This window comes from Streptomyces sp. NPDC058619 (genome assembly GCF_042717785.1).
GTDB lineage: Bacteria > Actinomycetota > Actinomycetes > Streptomycetales > Streptomycetaceae > Streptomyces.
Genome location: NZ_JBHXQN010000081.1, coordinates 1 through 20,649, shown reverse-complemented (window position 1 = coordinate 20,649; position 20,649 = coordinate 1). Strand labels below are relative to the sequence as shown.

At 73.8% G+C, this 20,649-nt stretch carries 17 protein-coding genes; 5 read left to right on the top strand and 12 right to left on the bottom strand.

What is annotated here, in order from left to right; translation table 11 throughout:
• Positions 1-155: 155 nt before the first annotated feature.
• Positions 156-794, bottom strand: coding sequence for an NUDIX domain-containing protein (locus tag ACFWTC_RS36110; RefSeq protein WP_383931470.1), 639 nt, complete (start codon positions 792-794; stop codon positions 156-158).
• A 77-nt stretch (positions 795-871) separates the two neighbouring features.
• The gene (locus ACFWTC_RS36105) at positions 872-2,524 is read right to left on the bottom strand and encodes a CTP synthase (protein WP_384030127.1); all 1,653 of its coding nucleotides are present in this window, start codon (positions 2,522-2,524) and stop codon (positions 872-874) included.
• Positions 2,525-2,963: 439 nt separating this feature from the next.
• Here ACFWTC_RS36105 and ACFWTC_RS36100 point away from each other — a divergent pair, with 439 nt between their 5' ends.
• The 3 genes from ACFWTC_RS36100 (at position 2,964) to ACFWTC_RS36090 (ending at position 8,011) form a co-directional block, all read left to right on the top strand.
• Positions 2,964-4,793 (top strand): glycoside hydrolase family 15 protein, encoded by a 1,830-nt coding sequence (locus ACFWTC_RS36100; protein WP_383931506.1) that lies wholly within the window; start codon positions 2,964-2,966, stop codon positions 4,791-4,793.
• 193 nt (positions 4,794-4,986) lie between these two features.
• Complete coding sequence (locus ACFWTC_RS36095) at positions 4,987-6,369, top strand: FAD-binding oxidoreductase (protein ID WP_383931473.1); 1,383 nt, start codon at positions 4,987-4,989, stop codon at positions 6,367-6,369.
• A gap of 22 nt (positions 6,370-6,391) precedes the next feature.
• A complete protein-coding gene (locus tag ACFWTC_RS36090; RefSeq protein WP_383931476.1) occupies positions 6,392-8,011 on the top strand; it encodes a PucR family transcriptional regulator in 1,620 nt (539 codons plus the stop codon).
• A 159-nt stretch (positions 8,012-8,170) separates the two neighbouring features.
• Here ACFWTC_RS36090 and ACFWTC_RS36085 read toward each other — a convergent pair whose 3' ends face one another.
• From ACFWTC_RS36085 to ACFWTC_RS36065, 5 genes are all read right to left on the bottom strand, one after another.
• The gene (locus tag ACFWTC_RS36085; protein WP_384030120.1) at positions 8,171-9,289 is read right to left on the bottom strand and encodes a glycosyltransferase family 4 protein; all 1,119 of its coding nucleotides are present in this window, start codon (positions 9,287-9,289) and stop codon (positions 8,171-8,173) included.
• 210 nt (positions 9,290-9,499) lie between these two features.
• Positions 9,500-11,218: a DNA repair protein RecN gene (gene recN / locus ACFWTC_RS36080; protein WP_383931509.1), complete on the bottom strand. Its 1,719-nt coding sequence runs from the start codon at positions 11,216-11,218 to the stop codon at positions 9,500-9,502.
• Between the two features lie 104 nt (positions 11,219-11,322).
• Positions 11,323-12,216, bottom strand: a complete 894-nt coding sequence (locus tag ACFWTC_RS36075; protein WP_383931482.1) for an NAD kinase — start codon at positions 12,214-12,216, stop codon at positions 11,323-11,325.
• Positions 12,217-12,236: 20 nt separating this feature from the next.
• A complete protein-coding gene (locus tag ACFWTC_RS36070; protein ID WP_383931485.1) occupies positions 12,237-13,052 on the bottom strand; it encodes a TlyA family RNA methyltransferase in 816 nt (271 codons plus the stop codon).
• A 7-nt stretch (positions 13,053-13,059) separates the two neighbouring features.
• Complete coding sequence (locus ACFWTC_RS36065) at positions 13,060-13,362, bottom strand: hypothetical protein (RefSeq protein WP_383931488.1); 303 nt, start codon at positions 13,360-13,362, stop codon at positions 13,060-13,062.
• Positions 13,363-13,425: 63 nt separating this feature from the next.
• On the opposite strand from ACFWTC_RS36065, the gene ACFWTC_RS36060 reads away from it, so the two are divergent.
• Positions 13,426-13,773: an SCP2 sterol-binding domain-containing protein gene (locus tag ACFWTC_RS36060; RefSeq protein WP_384030122.1), complete on the top strand. Its 348-nt coding sequence runs from the start codon at positions 13,426-13,428 to the stop codon at positions 13,771-13,773.
• Positions 13,774-13,851: 78 nt separating this feature from the next.
• Here the strand turns inward: ACFWTC_RS36060 and ACFWTC_RS36055 are convergent, their stop codons facing one another.
• The 4 genes from ACFWTC_RS36055 to ACFWTC_RS36040 form a co-directional block, all read right to left on the bottom strand.
• Positions 13,852-14,706, bottom strand: a complete 855-nt coding sequence (locus tag ACFWTC_RS36055) for an ABC transporter ATP-binding protein (RefSeq protein WP_383931492.1) — start codon at positions 14,704-14,706, stop codon at positions 13,852-13,854.
• Entirely contained in the window at positions 14,703-15,704 is a 1,002-nt protein-coding gene (locus tag ACFWTC_RS36050; protein WP_384030129.1) for a FecCD family ABC transporter permease, read from the bottom strand. The genes ACFWTC_RS36055 and ACFWTC_RS36050 overlap by 4 nt, the downstream gene beginning before the upstream one ends.
• 68 nt (positions 15,705-15,772) lie before the next feature.
• Complete coding sequence (locus ACFWTC_RS36045; protein WP_384030124.1) at positions 15,773-16,840, bottom strand: FecCD family ABC transporter permease; 1,068 nt, start codon at positions 16,838-16,840, stop codon at positions 15,773-15,775.
• A 35-nt stretch (positions 16,841-16,875) separates the two neighbouring features.
• Positions 16,876-17,937 carry an HAD-IIA family hydrolase gene (locus ACFWTC_RS36040; RefSeq protein ID WP_384030125.1) on the bottom strand — a complete coding sequence of 354 codons (1,062 nt, stop codon included), beginning with the start codon at positions 17,935-17,937 and terminating at the stop codon, positions 16,876-16,878.
• Between the two features lie 88 nt (positions 17,938-18,025).
• On the opposite strand from ACFWTC_RS36040, the gene ACFWTC_RS36035 reads away from it, so the two are divergent.
• Entirely contained in the window at positions 18,026-19,297 is a 1,272-nt protein-coding gene (locus ACFWTC_RS36035) for a DUF1015 family protein (RefSeq protein WP_383931500.1), read from the top strand.
• 74 nt (positions 19,298-19,371) lie between these two features.
• On the opposite strand, the gene ACFWTC_RS36030 is transcribed toward ACFWTC_RS36035, so the two are convergent.
• Positions 19,372-20,235: a hypothetical protein gene (locus ACFWTC_RS36030; protein WP_384030131.1), complete on the bottom strand. Its 864-nt coding sequence runs from the start codon at positions 20,233-20,235 to the stop codon at positions 19,372-19,374.
• Positions 20,236-20,649 lie beyond the last annotated feature (414 nt).

Here is a 20,649-nt window from a genome sequence, read left to right as displayed (position 1 = left end):
CCCGGGGCGAAAACTCCCCCCATCCGTTCCGCGGTGCGCCCCCCACGGGGGCCGGCCGGGGCGCCGCGGCCCCCCCCGCCCCCCGGCGCCCCCCCGCGGGGCCGCCGGGCGGGGGGCGCGCGGGCCCGCCGACCGCGGGCCCGCCGGACGCCGCCCTACGCCTCGTACGGGCGGGCCGGCCAGGGGGCGAGGGCCGGGCGCAGCGCGTCCAGGCCGTCGCCCGCCAGGGCGGCGGTCACGGCCAGCACGCCCGTGACCAGCCCGGGGTTCCCGAGCCGCCCGGCCAGCACGCCGGCCACCAGGTCCGCGAGCGGCACCCGCGCGACCTCCATGTCGGCCTCCTCGTCGGAGACCTCGAACCGCTCCCCCTCGGCCTCCGCCAGGTTCCGTGCCAGGAAGATCCGTACGGCCTCGTCCGAACCGCCCGGCGAGGAGAAGAAGTCGGCGAGCACGTGCCACTGCTCCGCCTTGACGTGGGCCTCCTCGTAGAGCTCGCGCCGCGCCGCGTACAGCGGGTTCTCCCCCGCTACGTCCAGCAGCCCGGCCGGCAGTTCCCACAGCCGGTGCCGCACGGGGTGGCGGAACTGCTTCAGGACCAGCACCCGCTGGTCCTCGTCGAGGGCCAGGACGCACACCGAGCCGGGGTGCGCCTGGTAGTCGCGGCGCACCACCATCCGGTCGGGCATGCGGACCTGGTCGGAGCGGACCGCCGTCTTCGCCCCCTGGAACGGGGTGCGCGAGGCGACGACCTCCCACGACTCCGGTGTGTCCTCGATGTCGTTGCCCATGGCCATGGCCGTACCTTCCCGAGAAACGCGACAGCCGGAGCACGATCCCGTGCCCCGGCTGTCTACGTTATGCGGTCAGGCTGTCACTTCGCGGACTGCTGCCGCTCCACGGCCGCCTTGACCAGCCCCGCGAAGAGCGGGTGCGGGCGCGTGGGGCGGGAGCGGAGCTCCGGGTGGGCCTGGGTGGCCACGAGGTAGGGGTGGACCTCGCGCGGGTACTCGACGTACTCGACGAGCTTGTTGTCCGGGGAGGTGCCGGAGAAGACGAGGCCGGCCTTCTTCTCCAGCTCGCCGCGGTAGGCGTTGTTGACCTCGTAGCGGTGGCGGTGGCGCTCGTCCACGTACGCCTCGTCGCCGTAGGCCTCGCGCACGACGGAGCCCTCGGCGAGCTTGGCCGTGTACATGCCCAGGCGCATGGTGCCGCCCAGGTCGCCCGCGCCCTCGACGAAGGCCAGCTGCTCCTCCATGGTCGAGATGACCGGGTGCGGGGTGGAGGCGTCGAACTCGGTGGAGTTCGCGTCCTCGATGCCGGCCAGGTTGCGCGCGGCCTCGATGACCACGCACTGGAGGCCCAGGCACAGGCCGAGCAGCGGGATCCTGTTCTCGCGGGCGTAGGTGATCGCCCCGACCTTGCCGTTCACACCTCGGTCGCCGAAGCCGCCGGGTACGCAGACCGCGTCCACGTCGCCGAGCTGGGCGGCGGCGCCCGCCGGGGTCTTGCAGTCGTCGGAGGCGACCCACTTGACCTGGACCCGGGCCTTGTTGGCGAAACCGCCGGCGCGCAGCGCCTCGGTCACCGACAGGTAGGCGTCGGGCAGGTCGATGTACTTGCCGACGAGCGCGACCTTGACCTCGTGGTCGGGGTTGTGGACCCGGTCCAGGAGGTCTTCCCAGACGGTCCAGTTGACGTCGCGGAAGGGCAGGTCGAGCTTGCGGACGACGTAGGCGTCCAGGCCCTCGGTGTGCAGGACCTTGGGGATGTCGTAGATCGACTTGGCGTCGATCGCCGCGACGACGGCGGCCTCGTCGACGTCGCACATCAGGGAGATCTTGCGCTTGATGGAGGTGGGGACCTCGCGGTCGGCACGCAGCACGATCGCGTCGGGCTGGATGCCGATGTTGCGCAGGGCCGCGACGGAGTGCTGGGTCGGCTTGGTCTTCAGCTCGCCGGAGGGGCCGATGTAGGGCAGCAGCGAGATGTGCACGACGAAGACGTTGTCGCGGCCGACCTCGTGGCGGACCTGGCGGACGGTCTCCAGGAACGGCAGCGACTCGATGTCGCCGACGGTGCCGCCGACCTCGGTGATGACGACGTCGACGTCCGCGGTCGCCATGCGGCGGATGCGGTGCTTGATCTCGTTGGTGATGTGCGGGATGACCTGCACGGTGTCACCGAGGTACTCGCCGCGCCGCTCCTTGGCGATGACCGTCGAGTAGACCTGGCCGGTGGTGACGTTGGCCGAGCCGTCGAGGTCGACGTCGAGGAAGCGCTCGTAGTGGCCGATGTCCAGGTCGGTCTCGGCGCCGTCGTTGGTGACGAACACCTCACCGTGCTGGAACGGGTTCATCGTGCCGGGGTCGACGTTCAGGTACGGGTCGAGCTTCTGCATCGTGACCCGGAGCCCGCGCGCCTTCAGCAGCGCACCCAGGCTGGAGGCCGTCAGGCCCTTGCCGAGGGAGGAAGCGACACCCCCGGTGACGAAGATGTGCTTGGTCGTCATGGAGTTGGGCGGCATCGCCAAGAGGGGGCTCCCGTGGTCGCGAGGTGAGGTGCGTCCGGCGCCGGCCTCCGTCGATCCGGAAGGGTCTCAGGGGGCGCCGAAGCTGCGGTTTCGGGGCTCCTGATTCGCACAGGCAGACCACCGGTCCACGGGGTACCAGCCTATCAGCGCCCGGACGGGTCCGCCTCCGGCGACGCCCCGCGCCCCGGCGTACGGGGGTCGTGCGGGAAAGTTCTCCCTGCTCACCCGTTTGGTCGCATCACAATTCTTCGCAGGCTTTCGTGGATCACTAGGGTGCCGTCATATCCTGCTCGGATATTGCGAACATCGCCGCCGGGCAGCCGTCAGACGGCCGACCCGAGCCGATATGCGGAATCATTGGCTCAACGCGGTGTTCCCCACCCATGGGAGACCGCGCACACCGCGCGCAATGCAAGCGCCCTTCGGGGCGGACGTGGCCGTTCGACTGGAGATGCACGTGTCCGGGCGCATCGAGGATTACGCACTGATCGGGGACATGCAGACCGCGGCGTTGGTCTGTCGGGACGGGGCGGTGGACTGGTTGTGTCTGCCCCGGTTCGACTCCCACGCCGTGTTCGCAAGCATTCTCGGCACGGAGGATCACGGCTTCTGGCGGATCGGCCCGGCCTTCCCGGCCGGCGTGGACGCCCCCCGCGCCACGCGGCGCCGCTACCGCGGCGACTCGCTGGTGCTGGAGTCGGAGTGGGACACCCCGCGCGGAACGGTGCGTGTGATCGACTTCATGCCGCCCCGCGAGGACCACGCCCCGCAGCTGATCCGCATCGTGGAGGGCGTCAGCGGCCGCGTGCCGATGCGCTCCGCCCTGCGCATGCGCTTCAGCTACGGACGGGTCGTGCCCTGGGTCCACAAGGTCGACGGCCGCACGGTGGCCGTCGCCGGACCCGACTCGGTGTGGCTGGACACCGACGCGCAGACCTACGGCAAGGACCTGACGACGTACTCCGACTTCACCGTCGGGCCGGGCGACCGGGTCGCCTTCGCGATCAGCTGGCAGCCCTCGCACAAGGGGGCGCCGGAGACCCCCGCCGCCGAAGAGGCCCTGGAGGCCACCGCCGAGTTCTGGCGCGAGTGGGTCGAGCAGTGCACGTACCACGGGCCCTACCGCGAGGCGGTGGTCCGCTCGCTGATCACCCTCAAGGCCCTCACGTACGGCCCCACGGGCGGCATCGTCGCCGCGCCGACCACCTCCCTCCCGGAGGAGATCGGCGGGGTCCGCAACTGGGACTACCGCTACACCTGGCTCCGGGACGCGGCCATCACCCTGTCCTCGCTGCTGCGCACCGGCTACCGCGAGGAGGCCCGCGCCTGGCGCGAGTGGCTGCTGCGCGCGGTGGCCGGGGACCCGGAGAACCTCCAGATCATGTACGGGATCGCGGGCGAGCGCGAGCTCGGCGAGACCGAACTCGACTGGCTCCCGGGGTACGAAGGCTCCACCCCGGTCCGGGTCGGCAACGGCGCCGCGGGCCAGCTCCAGCTCGACGTGTACGGCGAGGTCACCGAGGCGCTGCACCTGGGCCACATGACCGGGCTGGCGCGCAGCGACTACGCCTCGCTGCTCCAGCTCAAGTTGATCCGCTACCTGGAGACCCACTGGGACCAGCCCGACGAGGGCATCTGGGAGGTGCGCGGCCCGCGCCGCCACTTCGTGCACTCGAAGGTGATGGCCTGGGTGGCCGTGGACCGCACGATCAAGCTGATCGAGAGCGGGGACGCGGACGGCCCCCTGGAGCGCTGGCGCGAGCTGCGCGACGAGATCCACCAGGACGTGTGCGAGAAGGGCTACGACAAGGAGCGCAACACCTTCACCCAGTCGTACGGGTCGAAGGAGCTCGACGCCTCCCTGCTGCTCATCCCGCAGATGGGCTTCCTGCCGCCTGACGACAAGCGGGTCATCGGGACCATCGAGGCGATCCAGCGCGAGCTGTCCACGCCCGACGGGTTCATCCTGCGCTACCCGACGTCGGGCGGCGAGGCCGGTGTCGACGGTCTGGAGGGCGACGAGGGGGCGTTCCTCGCCTGCTCGTTCTGGATGGCCGACGACCTCGCGATGATCGGGCGGGTGGACGAGGCGCGGCGGCTGTTCGAGCGGCTGCTCGCTCTCCGCAACGACCTGGGACTGCTGGCGGAGGAGTGGGATTCGCGGCTCCAGCGGCAGGTCGGGAACTTCCCGCAGGCCTTCAGCCACGTTCCGCTGATCGACACGGCGCTGCGGCTGACCGCGAGCGGGGCGTACGGAGGCTAGCCCCGGACCGGACGACGCGGCGCCGGGCCCGCACGCGGGTCCGGCGCCGCCCGGCTGTCCGGACCCGGCCGGGTCGTACGGGCCGGGCGGTCGTACGGGCCGGGCGGGGCGCCGCGCTCCCGGCGCGCCCCGGTCCACGGGGCCGCCTACGCTGGAAGGGTCCTATGCCCCTCCCCCGTGGAAGGGGGCAGCCATGGCTCCCCTCTCGAAGGCGGGCGCGGCGCTGACCGCGCTCCGCGAGGACCTGGCCGGTGAGGTGTTCGCCCCGGGTGATCCCGGATACGACGAGGCCCGGGCCGTCTTCAACTCCATGATCGACCGCCGTCCGGCCGTCATCGCCCAGTGCGAGGGCGAGCCCGACGTGGTCACCGCCGTACGCTTCGCCCGCGCACTGGACCTGCCGGTCGCGGTGCGCGGCGGCGGACACAGCGTGGCGGGCAACGCGAGCGGCGACGGCGCACTCGTCATCGACCTGCGCCGGATGACCGGCGTGACGGTCCATCCGGCCGCCAAAGCGGTCCGCGTCGCGGGCGGCGCCACCATGAGCCATCTGGACCGGGCCTGCCAGCCCCACGCGCTCGCGACCACCGGGGGCCGCGCCTCCACCACCGGCGTCGGCGGCTTCGTCCTCGGCGGCGGCTCCGGCTGGCTGGACCGCAAGTGCGGCCTGGCCGTCGACAACCTGCTGGGCGTGGACCTCGTCACCGCCGACGGCGAGATCGTCACGGCGACCTCCGAGGACCACCCCGAGCTGTTCTGGGCCCTGCACGGCGGCGGCGGGAACTTCGGCGTCGCGACGTCCCTGACCCTGCGCCTGCACGACCTGCCCGACATGTCGGTGGCGCTGCTCATGTACGCGCCGGAGCGCGGGCCGGAGGCGGCCCGCCTGTTCCGGGACCTCGTCGAGGGCGGCCCGGTGGAGGCGAGCGGGGGCATCATCTACCTCACCGCGCCGCCCGAGCCGTTCGTGCCGCCGCACCTGGTCGGCACCCTGCTGTGCGGCGTCCTGCTGACGTACGCCGGGCCCGAGGAGCGGATGCGCGAGCTGGCCGCTCCGCTGCTGGCGCTCCCCCACGAGGCGGAGATGGTCACCGCCATCCCGTACGCGGACCTCCAGTGCATGATCGACGACCCGCCGGGGATGCGGAACTACTGGTCCGCCGAATATCTGACGGGCCTGCCGGACGAGCTCGTCGAGGTGTTCTGCGCCCGGGCACACTCCATGCCGGTCCCGACGGGCACCCAGCACATCCTCTTCCCGCTGGGCGGCGCCATCGCGGACGGCCCGGCGGAGTTCCCCGTCCCGTACCGGGACTCGCCCTGGGCGATCCACCCGTTCGGCATCTGGGAGGACCCTGCGGACGACGAGCGGTGCCGGCGGTGGGTGAAGGACGTACGGGCCGACGTCCAGCCGTGGAGCACCGGCGCCGTCTACCTCAACTTCACCGGCGACGAGGGGTCGGAGCGCGTCACGGCGGGACTGGGCGAGGACAATCTGCGCAGGCTGGAAGCGGTGAAGCGGCAATACGACCCGGACAACGTCTTCCGCTTCAACCACAACATCCGGCCCGCCTGACCCCCTGATAGCGTCCCGCGATATGGACAACCAGGGCGGGATCACGGTTCAGCGGGCACTGGAGCTGCCGGGACTGCGCAGCGGGCTGCCCGAAGTGGTGGCCTGCGCCGACCGCCTCGGCCGGACCGTCCGCTGGGTGCACGCGGGCGAGGTCCCCAACATCGCCTCCCTCCTCAAGGGCGGCGAGCTGCTGCTGACCACCGGACTCGGCCTCGGCACCCGGCCCGCCGAGCAGCGCGCCTTCGTACGCCGCCTCGCGGACCGGGGGATCGCCGCGCTCGTGGTCGAGCTGGGCCCGCGCTTCACCCGGCTGCCGGCGACCATCGTGGAGACCGCGCGCACCGCCGGCCTGCCCCTGGTCCAGCTGCACCGGGAGGTCCCCTTCGTCACCGTCACGGAGGAGGTCCACACCGAGATCGTCAACGGCCACTACGCCCTCCTCCAGCGGGCCGAGGAGGTCCACCGGCGCTGTACGCAGGCCCTGCTGGGCGGCGGCGGGATCCAGCAGGTGCTGCGCATCCTGGCCGACTTCACGGCGAACCCGGTCTTCCTGGAGACCCCCGACGGGCAGCTGCTGTACGCGGCCGGCAGCTCGGCCGGGGATGCGGGCGCCGACCCGCTCCAGGTCTGGGAGGGCCTGCGCGGCCAGCGCGAGGTCGAGGCGTCCGCGAACACGGTGGTGATCGACGTCCCGGGCGGCGGCCACGGCACGGGCTCGGTCCGCGCCCGGGTCGTCCTGGTCGGGGTCTCCGCCCCGCTGGCCCCCGTGCACCGGATGGCGGCGGAGCGCACCGCGGGCGTCCTGGCGGTGGTCCTCATGCAGGCCCGGCAGGAGGACGAGTTGGCGGCGCGCGGCCGCGGCGACTTCCTCACGGACCTGGCCGAGGGCCGCATCCCGGCGGAGGACGCCCCGGCGCAGGCACGCGTCCTCGGCTTCAAGCCGGGCCCGGGACCGCTCCTCCCCGTGGTGATGAGGCTGTCCTCCGACCTGGGGCCGTCCGGCAACTGGGCGGTGCTGGCCCGCGCGGTGCTGGAGGAGCTGTCGTCCGTCGGGGTCCCGGTCCTGCTGGGCGTGCGGCCCGTCGAGGGCCGGGTGCCGCTGCTGGTCTCCCTGCGCGCGGAGTCGGAGCGCACGGCGGTGGCCGACCGGGTCGCGCTCGCATTGCGGGCCGGCGTGGAGCGGGCGGGCCTCGAACGCGCCGTCGCACCGCCCGCGGTGGTCGTGGGCGTCGCGGGCGGCTGGGCGGCCGCCTCGGCGGGCCTGAGGCACGCGGCGGAGACCGCCACGGCGGCCCACGGCCTGCCGGCCCGCCCCTGGTACGACGCCCGGCGCCTGGACATCGACCTGCTGCTGTGGCGGCTGCGCGAACACCCCGACCTGGCGGCCTTCGTGGACCGGGCGATCGGTCCGCTCCGGGCCCACGACGTGACCTCGCGGCCGCCGCTGCTGCCGACCCTGGAGACGTACCTGGCCCACGCGGGCCGCAAGGCGGAGACGGCCCGCGAGCTGCACCTGAACCGGCAGACGCTGTACAACCGGCTGGCCCGCATCTCGGAACTGCTGGGCACGGACCTGGACGACCCGGAGACGGTGCTGTCCCTGAGCCTGGCCCTGCGCGCCCGCCGCCACACGGTCTCCTGACGCCCCGCCGGGCCCGCCGGGCGCGAAAGCGCCGCCGGTGCGGGACCCGGACCCGGCCGGCGTCCCGGTGGGGACCGGCGGGCGTCGTCACCGTCGTTCGGTACGCCCGGAGCCGCAGGGAGCGGGGCAGCAGGACAGCAGCGCGTTCGACGACGCCCGCTACCGGCCGCGTTCCATCAGTTCGTCGTACACCGACAGGACCTGTGCGACGGTGTCGTCCTCCGACGGCCACGTCGCCGCCTGTGCCCGCCCCGCGAGGGCGAGCGCCGCCCGCCGGTCCGCGTCGCCGATCAGGTCCGACACGGTGGCGGCCAGCGCCCCCGGGTCCCCGTACGGCACCAGCGCCGCGCCGTCGCCGACCAGCTCGGGCAGGCCGCCGACCGCCGTGGCCACCAGCGGCACCCCGACCCGCAGCGCCTCCTGCGCCAGCGGCGCCCGCGCCTCCCACCGGCTCGGCAGCACCGCCAGGTCCGCCGCCGCGAGCAGCTGCACGGCGTCCCGGCGGCGCCCGAGCAGCCGTACGGGCAGGCCTTCGGCCTCGATCCGCCGGGACAGTTCCGCCCGCAGCGGCCCCTCCCCCGCGATGACCAGCAGGGGGACGGGGTCCAGCGCCCGCCACGCGCGCGCCGCGTCGAGCAGGACGGAGTACCCGCGGTGCTGCACCAGGCTCCCGACCGCGACCAGCAGCGGCCGGCCCACGGCGCCGAGTTCCGCCCGCACCTTGCCCGGGTCGGCCGGCTCCGGGCCCTCCGGGCCGGCCGGCACCGCCACCGGCGCCAGCCGGGCGTCCCGCGCGCCGCGCAGCCGGGCCAGGTCGACCTGGTTCGAGGAGGCTCCGAGGACCACCGCCGAGGCGCGCGCCACGTGCCGTTCCAGCAGACGGCCGAGCCGCCCGGGGGCGCCGGGTGCCGCGGGGCCGTCGCCGTGCCAGCTCACCACCAGCGGCACCCGGCGCCCGCGCAGGGCCAGCGCCGCCCGCATGCCGGCCCGTACGCCGTGGGCGTGCACGACGTCGACCGCCGCGCACGCGGCGCGCAGGGCGCAGGGCGCGTCGGGCTCGAACCGCGCCCCGGCGCCGGTGAAGTCGTACTCGCCCTCCGCCGCGACGGGGGCGCATACCGTGACGCGTACCCCGCGCGCGGCGAGCCCGGTCGCGAGCGAGCGCACGTGCGCGCTGCTGCCCGCGCCCGCGCCCGCCCCGAGCACTTGGAGGGCGCGCAGGGGCGGCCGCCCGTAGGGCTGGGCGGGGGCCGGGAAAGAGACCGGGGAGCTGCTCACGGGCCGAAGCTCCAGGGTGAGGGAGTCAGAGACGTCGCCCAGGATGCCAGCCCGTACGCGCGTTCCGGGACCATACGGGTGCGTATTCCGTAAGGGATACCGCCGGATGACCCCAGGCCTCACCCACACGGGCTACCCCGGGGCCCCCGTGGGGGCGTGAAAAGGGGCCCGGGCCGCATCGCGCGCCCCGGACCCCGCTCCTGCTCGCGCTCAGGCGTCGGCGCGCGCCGCTGCGAGGAGTTCCTCGGCGTGGGCCCGTGCCGAGGCCGAGTCCTCGTGGCCCGCCAGCATGCGGGACAGCTCGCGGATGCGGGCCTCGCCCTCCAGGACGGTGACGCCGCTGCGCGTCACCGATCCGTCGCTGGTCTTCTCCACCAGCAGCTGCCGGTCCGCGAAGGCGGCCACCTGCGGCAGGTGGGTGACGACCACGACCTGGGCCGACTTGGCGAGCTTCGCCAGCCTGCGCCCCACCTCGACGGCCGCCTTGCCTCCGACGCCCGCGTCCACCTCGTCGAAGAGGTACGTGGGAACCGGGTCGGAGCCGGCGAAGACCACCTCGACCGCCAGCATCACCCGGGACAGCTCACCGCCCGAGGCGCCCTTCGCGATTGGCCGCGGCTGCGCCCCGGGGTGCGGGGCCAGCAGCAGTTCGACCTCGTCGGCGCCCGAGGGGCCGTAGGCCACGGTCCGGCCGCCGACCTCCACCCCCTCGGGGTCGTCGGCCTGCCGGATGTCGATCGTGACCCGCGCGTGCGGCATCGCCAGCGAGGCCAGCTCCTCCGTGACCGCGGAGGCGAACAGCGTGGCCGCCTCCACCCGCGCGTCCGTCAGCGCCTGCGCCAGCTGTGAGAGTTCGGAGCGCAGCCCGTCGCGCTCGGCGGTCAGCTCCGCGATCCGCTCGTCATCGCCGTCGAGTTCCAGCAGCCGCGCCGAACCCTGCTCGGCCCACTCCAGCACCGCTTCCACCGAGTCGCCGTACTTGCGGGTCAGCTGGGTCAGGGCCGCCCGGCGCTCCTCGACGGCGGCCAGCCGCAGCGGATCGGCGTCGAGGTCGTCGGCGTAGCCCGCCAGTTCCCCGGCCACGTCGGCCAGCAGGATGCCCAGCTCCCCGATGCGCTCGGCGAGCACGCCGAGCGCCGGGTCGTGGGAGCGTACGGACTCCAGGGCCCGGTGCGCGCCCGCGACGAGCATGTTGGCGTCGATGGCCTCCGGGTCCTCGGGGTTGCCCCCGAGCGCCCCGTGCGCCACCTGGGCCGCCGACGCGAGCGACTCGGCGTGGCCGAGCCGCTCCGCCTCCGCCGCCAGCTCCACGTCCTCGCCGGGCAGCGGCTCCACGCCCGCGATCTCCTCCAGCCCGAAGCGGAGCAGGTCCGCCTCCTGGGCGCGTTCCCGGGCCCGGGTGGTGAGGGTGTCCAGTTCGACGGCGACGGCGCGCAACCGCCGGTAGGCGGCCGCGTACTTCTCCAGCGGTACGGCGACGGCGTCACCGGCGTACCGGTCGAGGGCCTGCCGCTGCCGGGCCGGCCGCAGCAGCCCCTGCTGGTCGGTCTGCCCGTGGACGGCGACCAGGTCGTCGGCGAGCTCGCCGAGCAGGCCGACGGGCACGGAGCGGCCGCCGACGTGGGCGCGCGAGCGCCCCTCGGCGGAGACGGTCCGGCTGATCAGGAGGGCGCCGTCGTCGAGCTCGGCGCCGGCCTCCTCGGCGCGCAGGGCGGCGGGGGCGTCCGGGCGCATGACGATGCGGCCCTCGACCACCGCCGCCTTGGCCCCGACCCGCACCAGGGCGGGGTCGGCGCGACCGCCGAGCAGCAGCCCGAGGCTGGTGACGACCATGGTCTTGCCCGCGCCGGTCTCGCCGGTCACCGCGGTGAATCCGGGCGACAGCTCGACCACCGCGTCGTCGATGACTCCGAGCGACCGTATCCGCATCTCCTCAAGCACGGGACGACGATACCGAGGTTTCACCGGTGCCATGTGACCTCACCCGCCCAGGGTTCTGCGAACGGACGTGCTATTACGCGAGGGGCACGGGGTCAGTGGGGCGCACCGCGCCACCCGGACACCGGCAGCGCGAACTTCGCCACGAGCCGGTCCGTGAACGATGCGTGGTGCAGCCGGGCGAGCCGTACGGGCACCGCGCCCCGCCGGACCTCGACCCGTGCCCCGGCCGGCAGCTCCAGCATCCGCCGGCCGTCGCACCACAGCACCCCGGGCGGGGTCCCGGGCTGCACCTCGACCGCCAGCACCGAGTCCGGCGAGGTGACCAGCGGCTTCGCGAACAGCGCGTGCGCGCTGATCGGCACCATCAACAGCGCCTCCACTTCCGGCCAGACCACCGGCCCGCCCGCGGAAAAGGCGTACGCCGTGGAGCCCGTCGGGGTCGCGCAGACGATCCCGTCACAGCCGAAGCCGGTCACCGGGCGCCCGTCGATCTCCAGGACCACCTCCAGCATCCGCTCCGGGGACACCTTCTGGACCGCGGCCTCGTTCAGCGCCCAGTCCTGGTGGACCACGTCGCCGTTCGTGCGCACGGTCACGTCGAGGGTCATCCGCTCCTCGACCTCGTACTCCCGGGTCACCACCCGGTCCACGACCTTGTCCAAATCGTCCCGCTCGGCCTCGGCGAGGAACCCCACCCGGCCCAGGTTGACGCCCAGCATGGGCACCCCCGAGCCGCGCGCGAACTCCGCGCCGCGCAGCAGGGTCCCGTCCCCGCCCAGCACGATCAGCAGCTCGCAGCCCGCCAGCACCTCCGGGGTGCACTCGGCCACCAGGTCCACCTCGGGCGGCAGCGGCAGGTCCACCGCCTCGTCCTGGAGGACCCGTACCCCCAGACCGCACCGCAGCAGACCCTGTACGACCAGCTCGGCACTGCGGATGGCCGCCGGCCGCCCGGTGTGCGCGAGCAGGAAGACGGTCCGTCCCACCCCTGAAGCCGAAGAATCTGTCACTGAGGCCCCTCCGCCACTGCCCTGTCGACATCCCCCGGGTCGAGGGCAGGTGCCCCCGCCCGCAGCCAGAGAAAATACTCGACGTTGCCCGAAGGACCGGGCAACGGACTCGCGGTCACCCCGAGCACGCCCAGGCCCAGCTTCCCGGCCTGCGCCGCCACGTCGCGCACCGCCTCGGCCCGCAGCTCCGTGCTGCGCACCACACCTCCGCTGCCGAGCCGGTCCTTGCCGACCTCGAACTGCGGCTTGACCATCAGCACCAGGTCGGCGTCCGGCGCCGTGCAGCGCACCAGCGCCGGCAGGACCAGGCCGATCGAGATGAAGGAGAGGTCGCTGACGACCAGGTCCGCCGGGACCCCGTCGATCTGCTCGACCGTCAGCTCGCGCACGTTCGTACGGTCCTTCACGGTGACCCGGTCGTCGCTCTGCAGCGCCCAGGCCAGCTGCCCGTACCCCACGTCCACGGCCACCACGTGGGCCACGCCCGCCCGCAGCAGCACGTCGGTGAACCCGCCCGTGGAGGCGCCCGCGTCCAGCGCCCGGCGGCCCTCGACCCGCAGCCCCAGCGGCTGGAAGGCCGCCAGCGCCCCGGCTAGCTTGTGGCCGCCGCGGGACACGTAGTCGGGGTCGTCGTCGTCCTTGAGGACCACCAGCGCCGCGCTGGTCTCGACCTGCGTCGCGGGTTTGGTGGCGATGGTCCCGCCCACGGTCACCCGGCCCGCGGCGATCAGCTGCGCGGCGTGCTCGCGCGAGCGGGCCATGCTGCGGCGTACCAGTTCGGCGTCCAGGCGGCGGCGTGCCACTCCTGCCACGTTCGGTTCAGCTCCTGTTTTCGTACGGACCAGGGACGGGCGGTGCGTCCAGCGCGGTCAGCGCCTCGCGCAGCCCCCTGTGCACATCCTCGTACACCGCGACGTGTCCGTCCGCCGTGAGGCCGTCGGCCTCCGCCAGCCGCGCCAGCTCCGCGTCGACCCCGGCGTGGCCGGTGGGGGTGCGTACGACATCCAGCGCCACGGGCCCGGCGGGCGGGGCGGGGCGGTCGTCGGCCGCAGGCCCGTCGTCGGCCCCGGCCGGTCCGTCGCCCTGGGCCACTCCGTCGGCCTCGGCCGCTTCGTCGGTCATGCCCCGACGCTACCCGAAGCGCCCCGCGACCACGTATGGCTCTGCGGTACCGTCGTGATCACGATGGCTACGACCGAGGAGTGCCGCGAAGCACTCGACCGACTCTCCGGCAACCTCGCGGGCGCCGATGGCGCTGTGCGCGGCGCGGCCGCGCTCGACCGCTCCCTCAGCTGCCACATCACGGACCTGGACCGGACCTTCACCGGCCGCCTCGACGGCGGCCGGATCAGGGTCGACGCGGTCTCCCCCGGTCCCCCGGCCACCAAGGCCGAGATCCGGCTGGCGATGACCGGTGACGACCTGGTCGCGATGGTCACGGGCCGGCTGAAGTTCGCCAAGGCCTGGGCCTCGGGCCGGGTCAGGCTGGAGGCCGGGTTCCGCGACCTGCTGCGCCTCAAGAGCCTGCTCTAGCCCGGCCGCGGCCCCGCCCCGAGCCCTGGCTCCGGCCGGGGCTTCCGCTCCGCTCCTGCCGGGACACCAACTCCGCTCCTAGAGCGCCGTCGCGGCGGCGCGGGCCTTCGTACGGGCCCTGCGCGCCGCCGGGATCACCAGCGGCGTGCCCGTCGCGGGGTCGTCGATGACCTGGCAGCTCAGGCCGAACACCTTCTCCACCAGCTCGGCCGTGACCACCGCGGCTGGCGGCCCCTGGGCCACGACCTCCCCGGCGCGCATCGCGATGAGGTGCGTGGCGTACCGGGCGGCGTGGTTGAGGTCGTGCAGGACGGCGACCAGGGTGCGCCCCTGGTTCTCGTGCAGTTCGGCGCACAGGTCCAGGACGTCGAGCTGGTGCTGGATGTCCAGGAAGGTCGTCGGTTCGTCGAGGAGCAGCAGCGGCGTCTGCTGCGCCAACGCCATCGCGATCCACACGCGCTGCCGCTGCCCGCCGGACAGCTCGTCCACGGCCCGGTCGGCCAGTTCTTCGACCCCGGTCGAGGTCATCGACTCGCCCACGATCCGCTCGTCCTCGGGCGACCACTGCCGCAGCAGGCCCTGGTGCGGGTACCGGCCCCGCGAGACCAGGTCGGCCACGGTGATGCCGTCCGGCGCGATCGAGGACTGCGGCAGCAGGCCCAGCGTCCTGGCGACCTTCTTGGCGGGCATCGACCCGATGGCCTGCCCGTCGAGCAGCACCCGGCCGGCCGACGGCTTCAGCATCCGCGACAGGGCGCGCAGCAGCGTGGACTTGCCGCAGGCGTTGGGGCCGACGATCACCGTGAAGGAGTGGTCGGGGATCTCCACCGACAGGTTCTCGGCGATGACCCGCTGGTCGTAGCCGAGGGTCACGTTCTCCGCGGTCAGCCGCTGCACTTGCCCACTCCTCACGTTCCTGGATGTCGCGGTCATATACGTCCCGCCTTGCGTTCGGTGACGAGCAGCCAGAGCAGGTAGACGCCGCCGACCAGCCCCGTCACCACGCCCACCGGAAGCTGGTCGGCGCCGAAGGCCCGCTGCGAGGCCCAGTCGGACACCAGCAGCAGCACGGAGCCCATCAGCCCGGCCGTCAGCAGGTTCCCCCCGGGCGAGCGCGTGAGGCGCCGGGCCAGCTGCGGCGCGGCCAGCGCGATGAAGCTGATCGGCCCGGCCGCGGCGCTCGCCGCGGTGGTGAGCAGGATCGCCGCCAGCATCAGCAGCAGCCGGGTCCGCTCGACCGGTACGCCCAGCGCGTACGCGGCGTCGTCGCCCATCTCCATCATCCGCAGGGCCCGGCCGTGTCCGAGGACCAGCGGGAACAGCACAGCGCAGACCGCGAGCAGCGGCCACACCTGTGCCCAGTCCCGGCCGGCGAGCGAGCCGGTCAGCCAGACCAGCGCCCGGCTGGCCTCGACCAGCTGGGCCTTCGTGATCAGGTACTGGATGACGGCGACGAGCACGGCGGAGGCGCCGATGCCGACCAGGACCAGCCGGTAGCCCTGGATGCCCCTCCCGTACGCCAGCAGGTAGACGGCGATGCCGGCCAGCAGGCCGCCGGCCAGGGCGCCGACGGCCACCGCGCCGGCGCTGCCGCCGAACAGGATGATGACCACGAGCGCGCCGACCGCCGAGCCGTACCCGAAGCCGAGCAGGTCGGGCGAGCCGAGCGGGTTGCGGGAGACCGACTGGAAGACGGCCCCGGACATGCCGAGAGCGGCGCCCACCAGCAGCGCGACCAGCACCCGCGGCATCCGCAGGTCGTTGACGATGAAGTCGTTGGCCGGAGTGCCGTGGCCCAGCACGGTCCGCACGACGTCCCACGGTGCGATCCGGAAGTCACCGGTGCCGATGAGCAGGACCGCCAGGACGAAGACCAGGGCGGTGAGCAGCACCGCGACGGACACGGCCCGCCGGTCGACCCGCAGCGACATCCCGCCGGGCGACCGCAGCGCGCGGGGCCACGCCGACCGGACGGGCTGGTCGGTCGGGAGCTCCGCGGTCACAGTTGGGCCATCCTCTTGCGCCGGACGAGGTAGATGAAGACGGGGCCGCCGACGAGCGCGGTCACGATGCCGACCTGGAGTTCCGCGGGCCGGGTGATCACGCGGCCGAAGACATCGGCGCCGAGCAGCAGCACGGGCGACAGGGCGGCCGAGTACGCGAGCACCCAGCGCATGTCGGGGCCGGTGAAGGCCCGTACGAGGTGCGGGATCATCAGGCCGACGAACGCGATGGGCCCGCAGGCCGCCGTCGCCGCGCCGCAGAGCAGGGTGATGGCGGCCATCGCCGCGATACGGGTCCGCGTCAGGTTCGCCCCGAGCGCCCGGGCCGTGTCGTCGCCCATCGCCATCGCGTTGAGCGGCCGGCCCAGGGTCAGCGCGAGCACGGCCCCGACGAGGAGGAAGGGCGCGACCTGCCGGACGGTGTCCGCGTTGGCCGAGGCCAGCGAACCCACCGTCCAGAACCGCAGCTTGTCCAGGGCCGTGCTGTCCATCAGCTGTACGGCGTTGATGTAGCCGACGAGGGCCGCACTGGCCGCCGTACCGGCGAGCGCGAGCCGCACCGGCGTCGCGCTGCGGCTGCCGCCCAGTACGTAGACGAGGACCGAGACGGCGGCGGCGCCGAGGAAGGCCCACCACACGAACTCGCCCAGCGAGCTCGCCCCGAAGAAGCTGATCGCGGAGACCACGGCGGCCGCGGCGCCGGCGTTGACGCCGAGGATGCCCGGCTCGGCCAGCGGGTTGCGGGTCAGCGCCTGCATCACCGCGCCCGACAGGCCGAGCGCCAGCCCGACCATCAGCCCGAGCAGGGTGCGCGGGACCCGCAGGTCCCGCACCACCACGTCGGAGGGCGTCCCCGTGAAGTGGAAGAGGCCGTGCCAGACCTCGTCGAGGGGCATCTGCCGGGCTCCCACCGCGATGCTCACCACCGCGATCAGCGCGAGCACCGCCAGGGCGGCGAGCAGGCCTGCGGCGCGGACGCCGTGGCGCGGACGGGCCGCGACGGCGGCGGTACGCGCACTCGCCGCGGCGCCCGGTTCGGGTTCTGGGGGACTCTCGACCGACACCAGGTTAGGTTAGCCTACCCTCCGCGCCGTACGGTTCAGAGCCCCAGCCGGGCCAGCGCCTTCTCCGCGTCGAGCGTGCAGGAGCCGTCCCCCGCCGCGCTCCAGGCCGCCGCGCACAGCGCCCGCAGCCCGTCGACCGGCTCCCCGTCCGGCCCCTCGGGCCCGTCGGCCGCGCGGACGCTCCGCAGCTCCAGCGCCTCGGCGCCCGCCACGCAGATCCAGTCGCCGCAGCGCCACGCGCCGTCCTCCTCGGTGACCTCCGGCTGCCCGGTCAGCAGTCCGCGCAGGTCCCGGTCCACGTACGTCGGCCGGTGCCGGGGCTCGGCCCGCACCAACTGGGCGGCGTCCGTCACCCCGGTCAGCACCAGCAGCGAGTCCACCTCCCCGTTGAACGCCCCCTCGATGTCGGTGTCCAGCCGGTCCCCGACCACCAGCGGCCGCTTCGCCCCGGTCCGCAGCACGGTCTCCCGGTGCATCGGGGGCAACGGCTTGCCGGCCACCTGCGGCTCGGCACCCGTGGCGATCCGTACGACCTCCACCGCGGCCCCGTTGCCCGGTCCGATCCCGCGCGCCCCGGGGATCGTCAGGTCGGTGTTGGACGCGAACCACGGCACCCCCCGGTTGACCGCGTACGCCGCCTCCGCGAACCGCGACCACTGCAGCTCCGGGCCGCCGTACCCCTGGACGACCGCCGCGAGCCCCTCCTCGTCGGACGACTCCACCGGCACCAGTCCGCGCTCGCGCAGCGCGACCCGCAGCCCCTCCCCGCCGATCACCAGCACCTTCGACCCCGGCTCCACCTGCTCCGAGATCAGCCGGGCCACCGCCTGCGCCGAGGTGATCACCTCGTCCGACTCGGTCGGGATGCCCAGCTCGCCCAGGTGCCCGGCGACGGCCTCCGGGGTCCGCAGCGCGTTGTTGGTGACGTACGCGAGGTGCATCCCGTCGGCCCGGGCGGCGGCGAGGGACTCCACGGCGTGCGCGATTGCCTTCCCGCCCGCGTACACCACCCCGTCGAGGTCGAGCAGGGCCGTGTCGTACGCCTGGTGCAGACTCCGCTCACTCGCCGCGGGACTGTTCCTGCTCACGCTGGTCATCCTGTCCGCTCCCGATGTGTTCGATCTGTGTGATTCCTCGGTCACCCCCGATCATCCCGCATCCCGAGACGGGTCTTACCATGCACCAATGACCACACCTGGCACCGCTGACCACGGGCTGCGTCTGATCCCGTTCCATGGCCTGCGCTACGTTCCGGAGCGGGTCGGCAGCCTCGCCGCCGTCACCTCACCCCCGTACGACGTGGTCGTACGCCCGGACGGAGTCGATCACCTCGAGTCCGCCGATCCGCACAACATCGTTCGCCTGATCCTGCCCCAGGCCGGCACCCCGGCCGCCCGCAACGAACAGGCCGCGCGCACCCTCCACGACTGGCTGGCCGCGGGCGTCCTCCACGCCGATCCGGAGCCCGCGCTGTACGTGTACGAGCAGCGCAGGGCCGGGCTCATACAGCGGGGGATCATCGGCGCCCTGGCCCTGTCCGACGCCGAGGCGGGCATCGTCCTCCCGCACGAGGACGTCATGCCGGACGTCGTCACCGACCGGGCGGGCCTGATGCGGGCCACCTCGGCGAACCTCGAACCGCTCCTGCTGACCTACCGGGGCGACGACCCCGGCGCGGGCGCGACGGCGGTCGTCGAGCGGACGGCGGGGCGCCCGCCCCTCCTGTCGACCACGACCGAGGACGGCTTCCAGCACCGCCTGTGGGCCATAACCGATCCGGACGAGCTGGCGGCCGTCACCGCCGACCTGGGACACCGCCAGGCCCTCATCGCCGACGGCCACCACCGCTGGGCGACCTATCTGCGCCTCCAGGAGGAGCACGGCTCCCCGTCTCCGTGGGACTTCGGCCTGGTCCTCCTGGTGGACACCGTCCGCTACCCCCTACAGGTCCGCGCCATCCACCGGATGCTGCGCCGCCTGCCGGTCGCCGACGCCCTCGCGGCGCTCGACGGGCTGTTCCGGGTGCGCCCGGTCGACGGGCCGCTCCCGCTCGCCCTGGAAGCCCTGGCGGACGCCTCGGAGCGCGGCAACGCCTTCCTCCTCACCGGCGACGGCGGCTTCCACCTGGTCACCGACCCCGACCAGGCGCTCCTCGACCGCACGGTCCGCCACGACCGCCCGGAGGCCTGGCGCCGGCTGGACGCGACCGTCCTTCACGCCACCCTGCTCGACGCCGTGTGGAACGTCCCGGACACCCCGGAGCACATCACGTACATACACGACACCCCGTCGACGGTGGCCATGGCGGAACGCCACGGCGGCACCGCGGTCCTGCTGCACCCGGTCCGTGAGGACGTCGTACGGGACCTGGCCCGCCAGGGCGTGACGATGCCCCGCAAGTCGACCTCCTTCGGGCCGAAGCCGGCGACGGGCCTGGTGCTGCGCGGCCTGGCCTGACGGCCGGCGAACCGGCTCCGGAAACGCAGAAGGGCGGTACCCCGACCGGGGTACCGCCCTTCTCACGTCACGCCTCAGGCCTTGTCGCGGCCCGAGTCCTGCTCGTCGTCACCGACGGGGGCGACGTCTTCGGCCACGGGCTGCTCCCGCGGCTCGTACTCCTCGTCGTCCTCGTCGTAGTACTCGGCGACGTCGGAGGCGCGCTCGGCCGCGGCGACCTCGGCATCGTCCTCGTCGTCTTCATCCTCGACATCAACATCGACATCAACATCGACGTCATCCTCGTCGTCGACGTCGACGTCATCGGCCGACGCGTCCACGAACTCGACGCCGTCGAGCTCCGCGAGACGGTCGGAGGCGTCGGTCGCCCCGTCCTTGTCCGCCTCGAGGGTCTTGGCGAACCACTCGCGCGCCTCGTCCTCGCGGTCGGCCGCCAGCAGGGCGTCGGCGTAGGCGTACCGCAGGCGTGCGGTCCACGGCTGGACGGTGCTGGAGGCCAGTTCCGGGCTCTGCAGGGTGACGATGGCGGCTTCGAGCTGCCCCTGGTCACGGCGGGCACCGGCGGCGACCAGTCGCATCTCGACCTGGCCGGCCTTGTCCAGCTTCTGCACCTCGGGCTCGCCGGCCATGGCCAGCGCCCGCTCGGGACGGCCGAGGCCGCGCTCGCAGTCGGCCATGACGGGCCACAGCTCGACGGAGCCGGTCATGCGCTTGGCGGCACGGAACTCCGCGAGCGCCTCGCTGTACTTCTGCGTGGCGTACGCGGCGAAACCGGCGGCCTCGCGGACGGCGGCGACGCGGGAGGCCAGACGCAGGGCGATGCGCGAGTACGCGTACGCCCGCTCGGGGTCCTCGTCGATCAGGCGCGCGACCATGACCAGGTTCTTGGAGACCTCCTCGGCCAGCCCCTTGGGCAGGCTCAGGAGCTCCTGGCGCACGTCGGAGTCGATCTCGAAGCCGGTGACGTCGTCGTCGATCGGGAGCCGCTTGACCGGGTCGCGGTCGGAGCGGAAGTCACGGTCGCCGCCACGGTCGTCGCGACCACGGTAGCCACCGCGGTCACCACCGCGATCGTCACGCCCACCACGGAAACCGCCGCGGTCGTCGTCACGGCGCGGGTACGAGGGACGGTCGCCACCGCGGTCGTCACGACGCGGGAAGCTGGGACGGTCGCCGCCACCGCTCCGGTCGTCACGGCCGCCGCGGAAACCGCCGCGGTCGTCGTCGCGACGGGGGTAGGAGGGACGGTCGCCACCGCGGTCGTCACGACGCGGGAAGCTGGGACGGTCGCCGCCACCGCTGGACGGACGACCACCACGGTCGTCGTCACGGCGCGGGTAGGACGGACGGTC

Excerpts from the sequence above, each read along its gene's own strand:
- ACFWTC_RS36055 (WP_383931492.1), bottom strand. The coding sequence starts at position 14,706 with ATGACCGCGACATCCAGGAACGTGAGGAGTGGGCAAGTGCAGCGGCTG.
- recN (WP_383931509.1), bottom strand. The coding sequence starts at position 11,218 with ATGCGGATACGGTCGCTCGGAGTCATCGACGACGCGGTGGTCGAGCTG.
- ACFWTC_RS36095 (WP_383931473.1), top strand. The coding sequence starts at position 4,987 with ATGGCTCCCCTCTCGAAGGCGGGCGCGGCGCTGACCGCGCTCCGCGAG.
- ACFWTC_RS36035 (WP_383931500.1), top strand. The coding sequence starts at position 18,026 with ATGACCACACCTGGCACCGCTGACCACGGGCTGCGTCTGATCCCGTTC.
- ACFWTC_RS36040 (WP_384030125.1), bottom strand. The coding sequence starts at position 17,937 with ATGACCAGCGTGAGCAGGAACAGTCCCGCGGCGAGTGAGCGGAGTCTG.
- ACFWTC_RS36065 (WP_383931488.1), bottom strand. The coding sequence starts at position 13,362 with ATGACCGACGAAGCGGCCGAGGCCGACGGAGTGGCCCAGGGCGACGGA.
- ACFWTC_RS36050 (WP_384030129.1), bottom strand. The coding sequence starts at position 15,704 with ATGTCGCTGCGGGTCGACCGGCGGGCCGTGTCCGTCGCGGTGCTGCTC.
- ACFWTC_RS36110 (WP_383931470.1), bottom strand. The coding sequence starts at position 794 with ATGGCCATGGGCAACGACATCGAGGACACACCGGAGTCGTGGGAGGTC.
- ACFWTC_RS36060 (WP_384030122.1), top strand. The coding sequence starts at position 13,426 with ATGGCTACGACCGAGGAGTGCCGCGAAGCACTCGACCGACTCTCCGGC.
- ACFWTC_RS36090 (WP_383931476.1), top strand. The coding sequence starts at position 6,392 with ATGGACAACCAGGGCGGGATCACGGTTCAGCGGGCACTGGAGCTGCCG.
- ACFWTC_RS36105 (WP_384030127.1), bottom strand. The coding sequence starts at position 2,524 with ATGCCGCCCAACTCCATGACGACCAAGCACATCTTCGTCACCGGGGGT.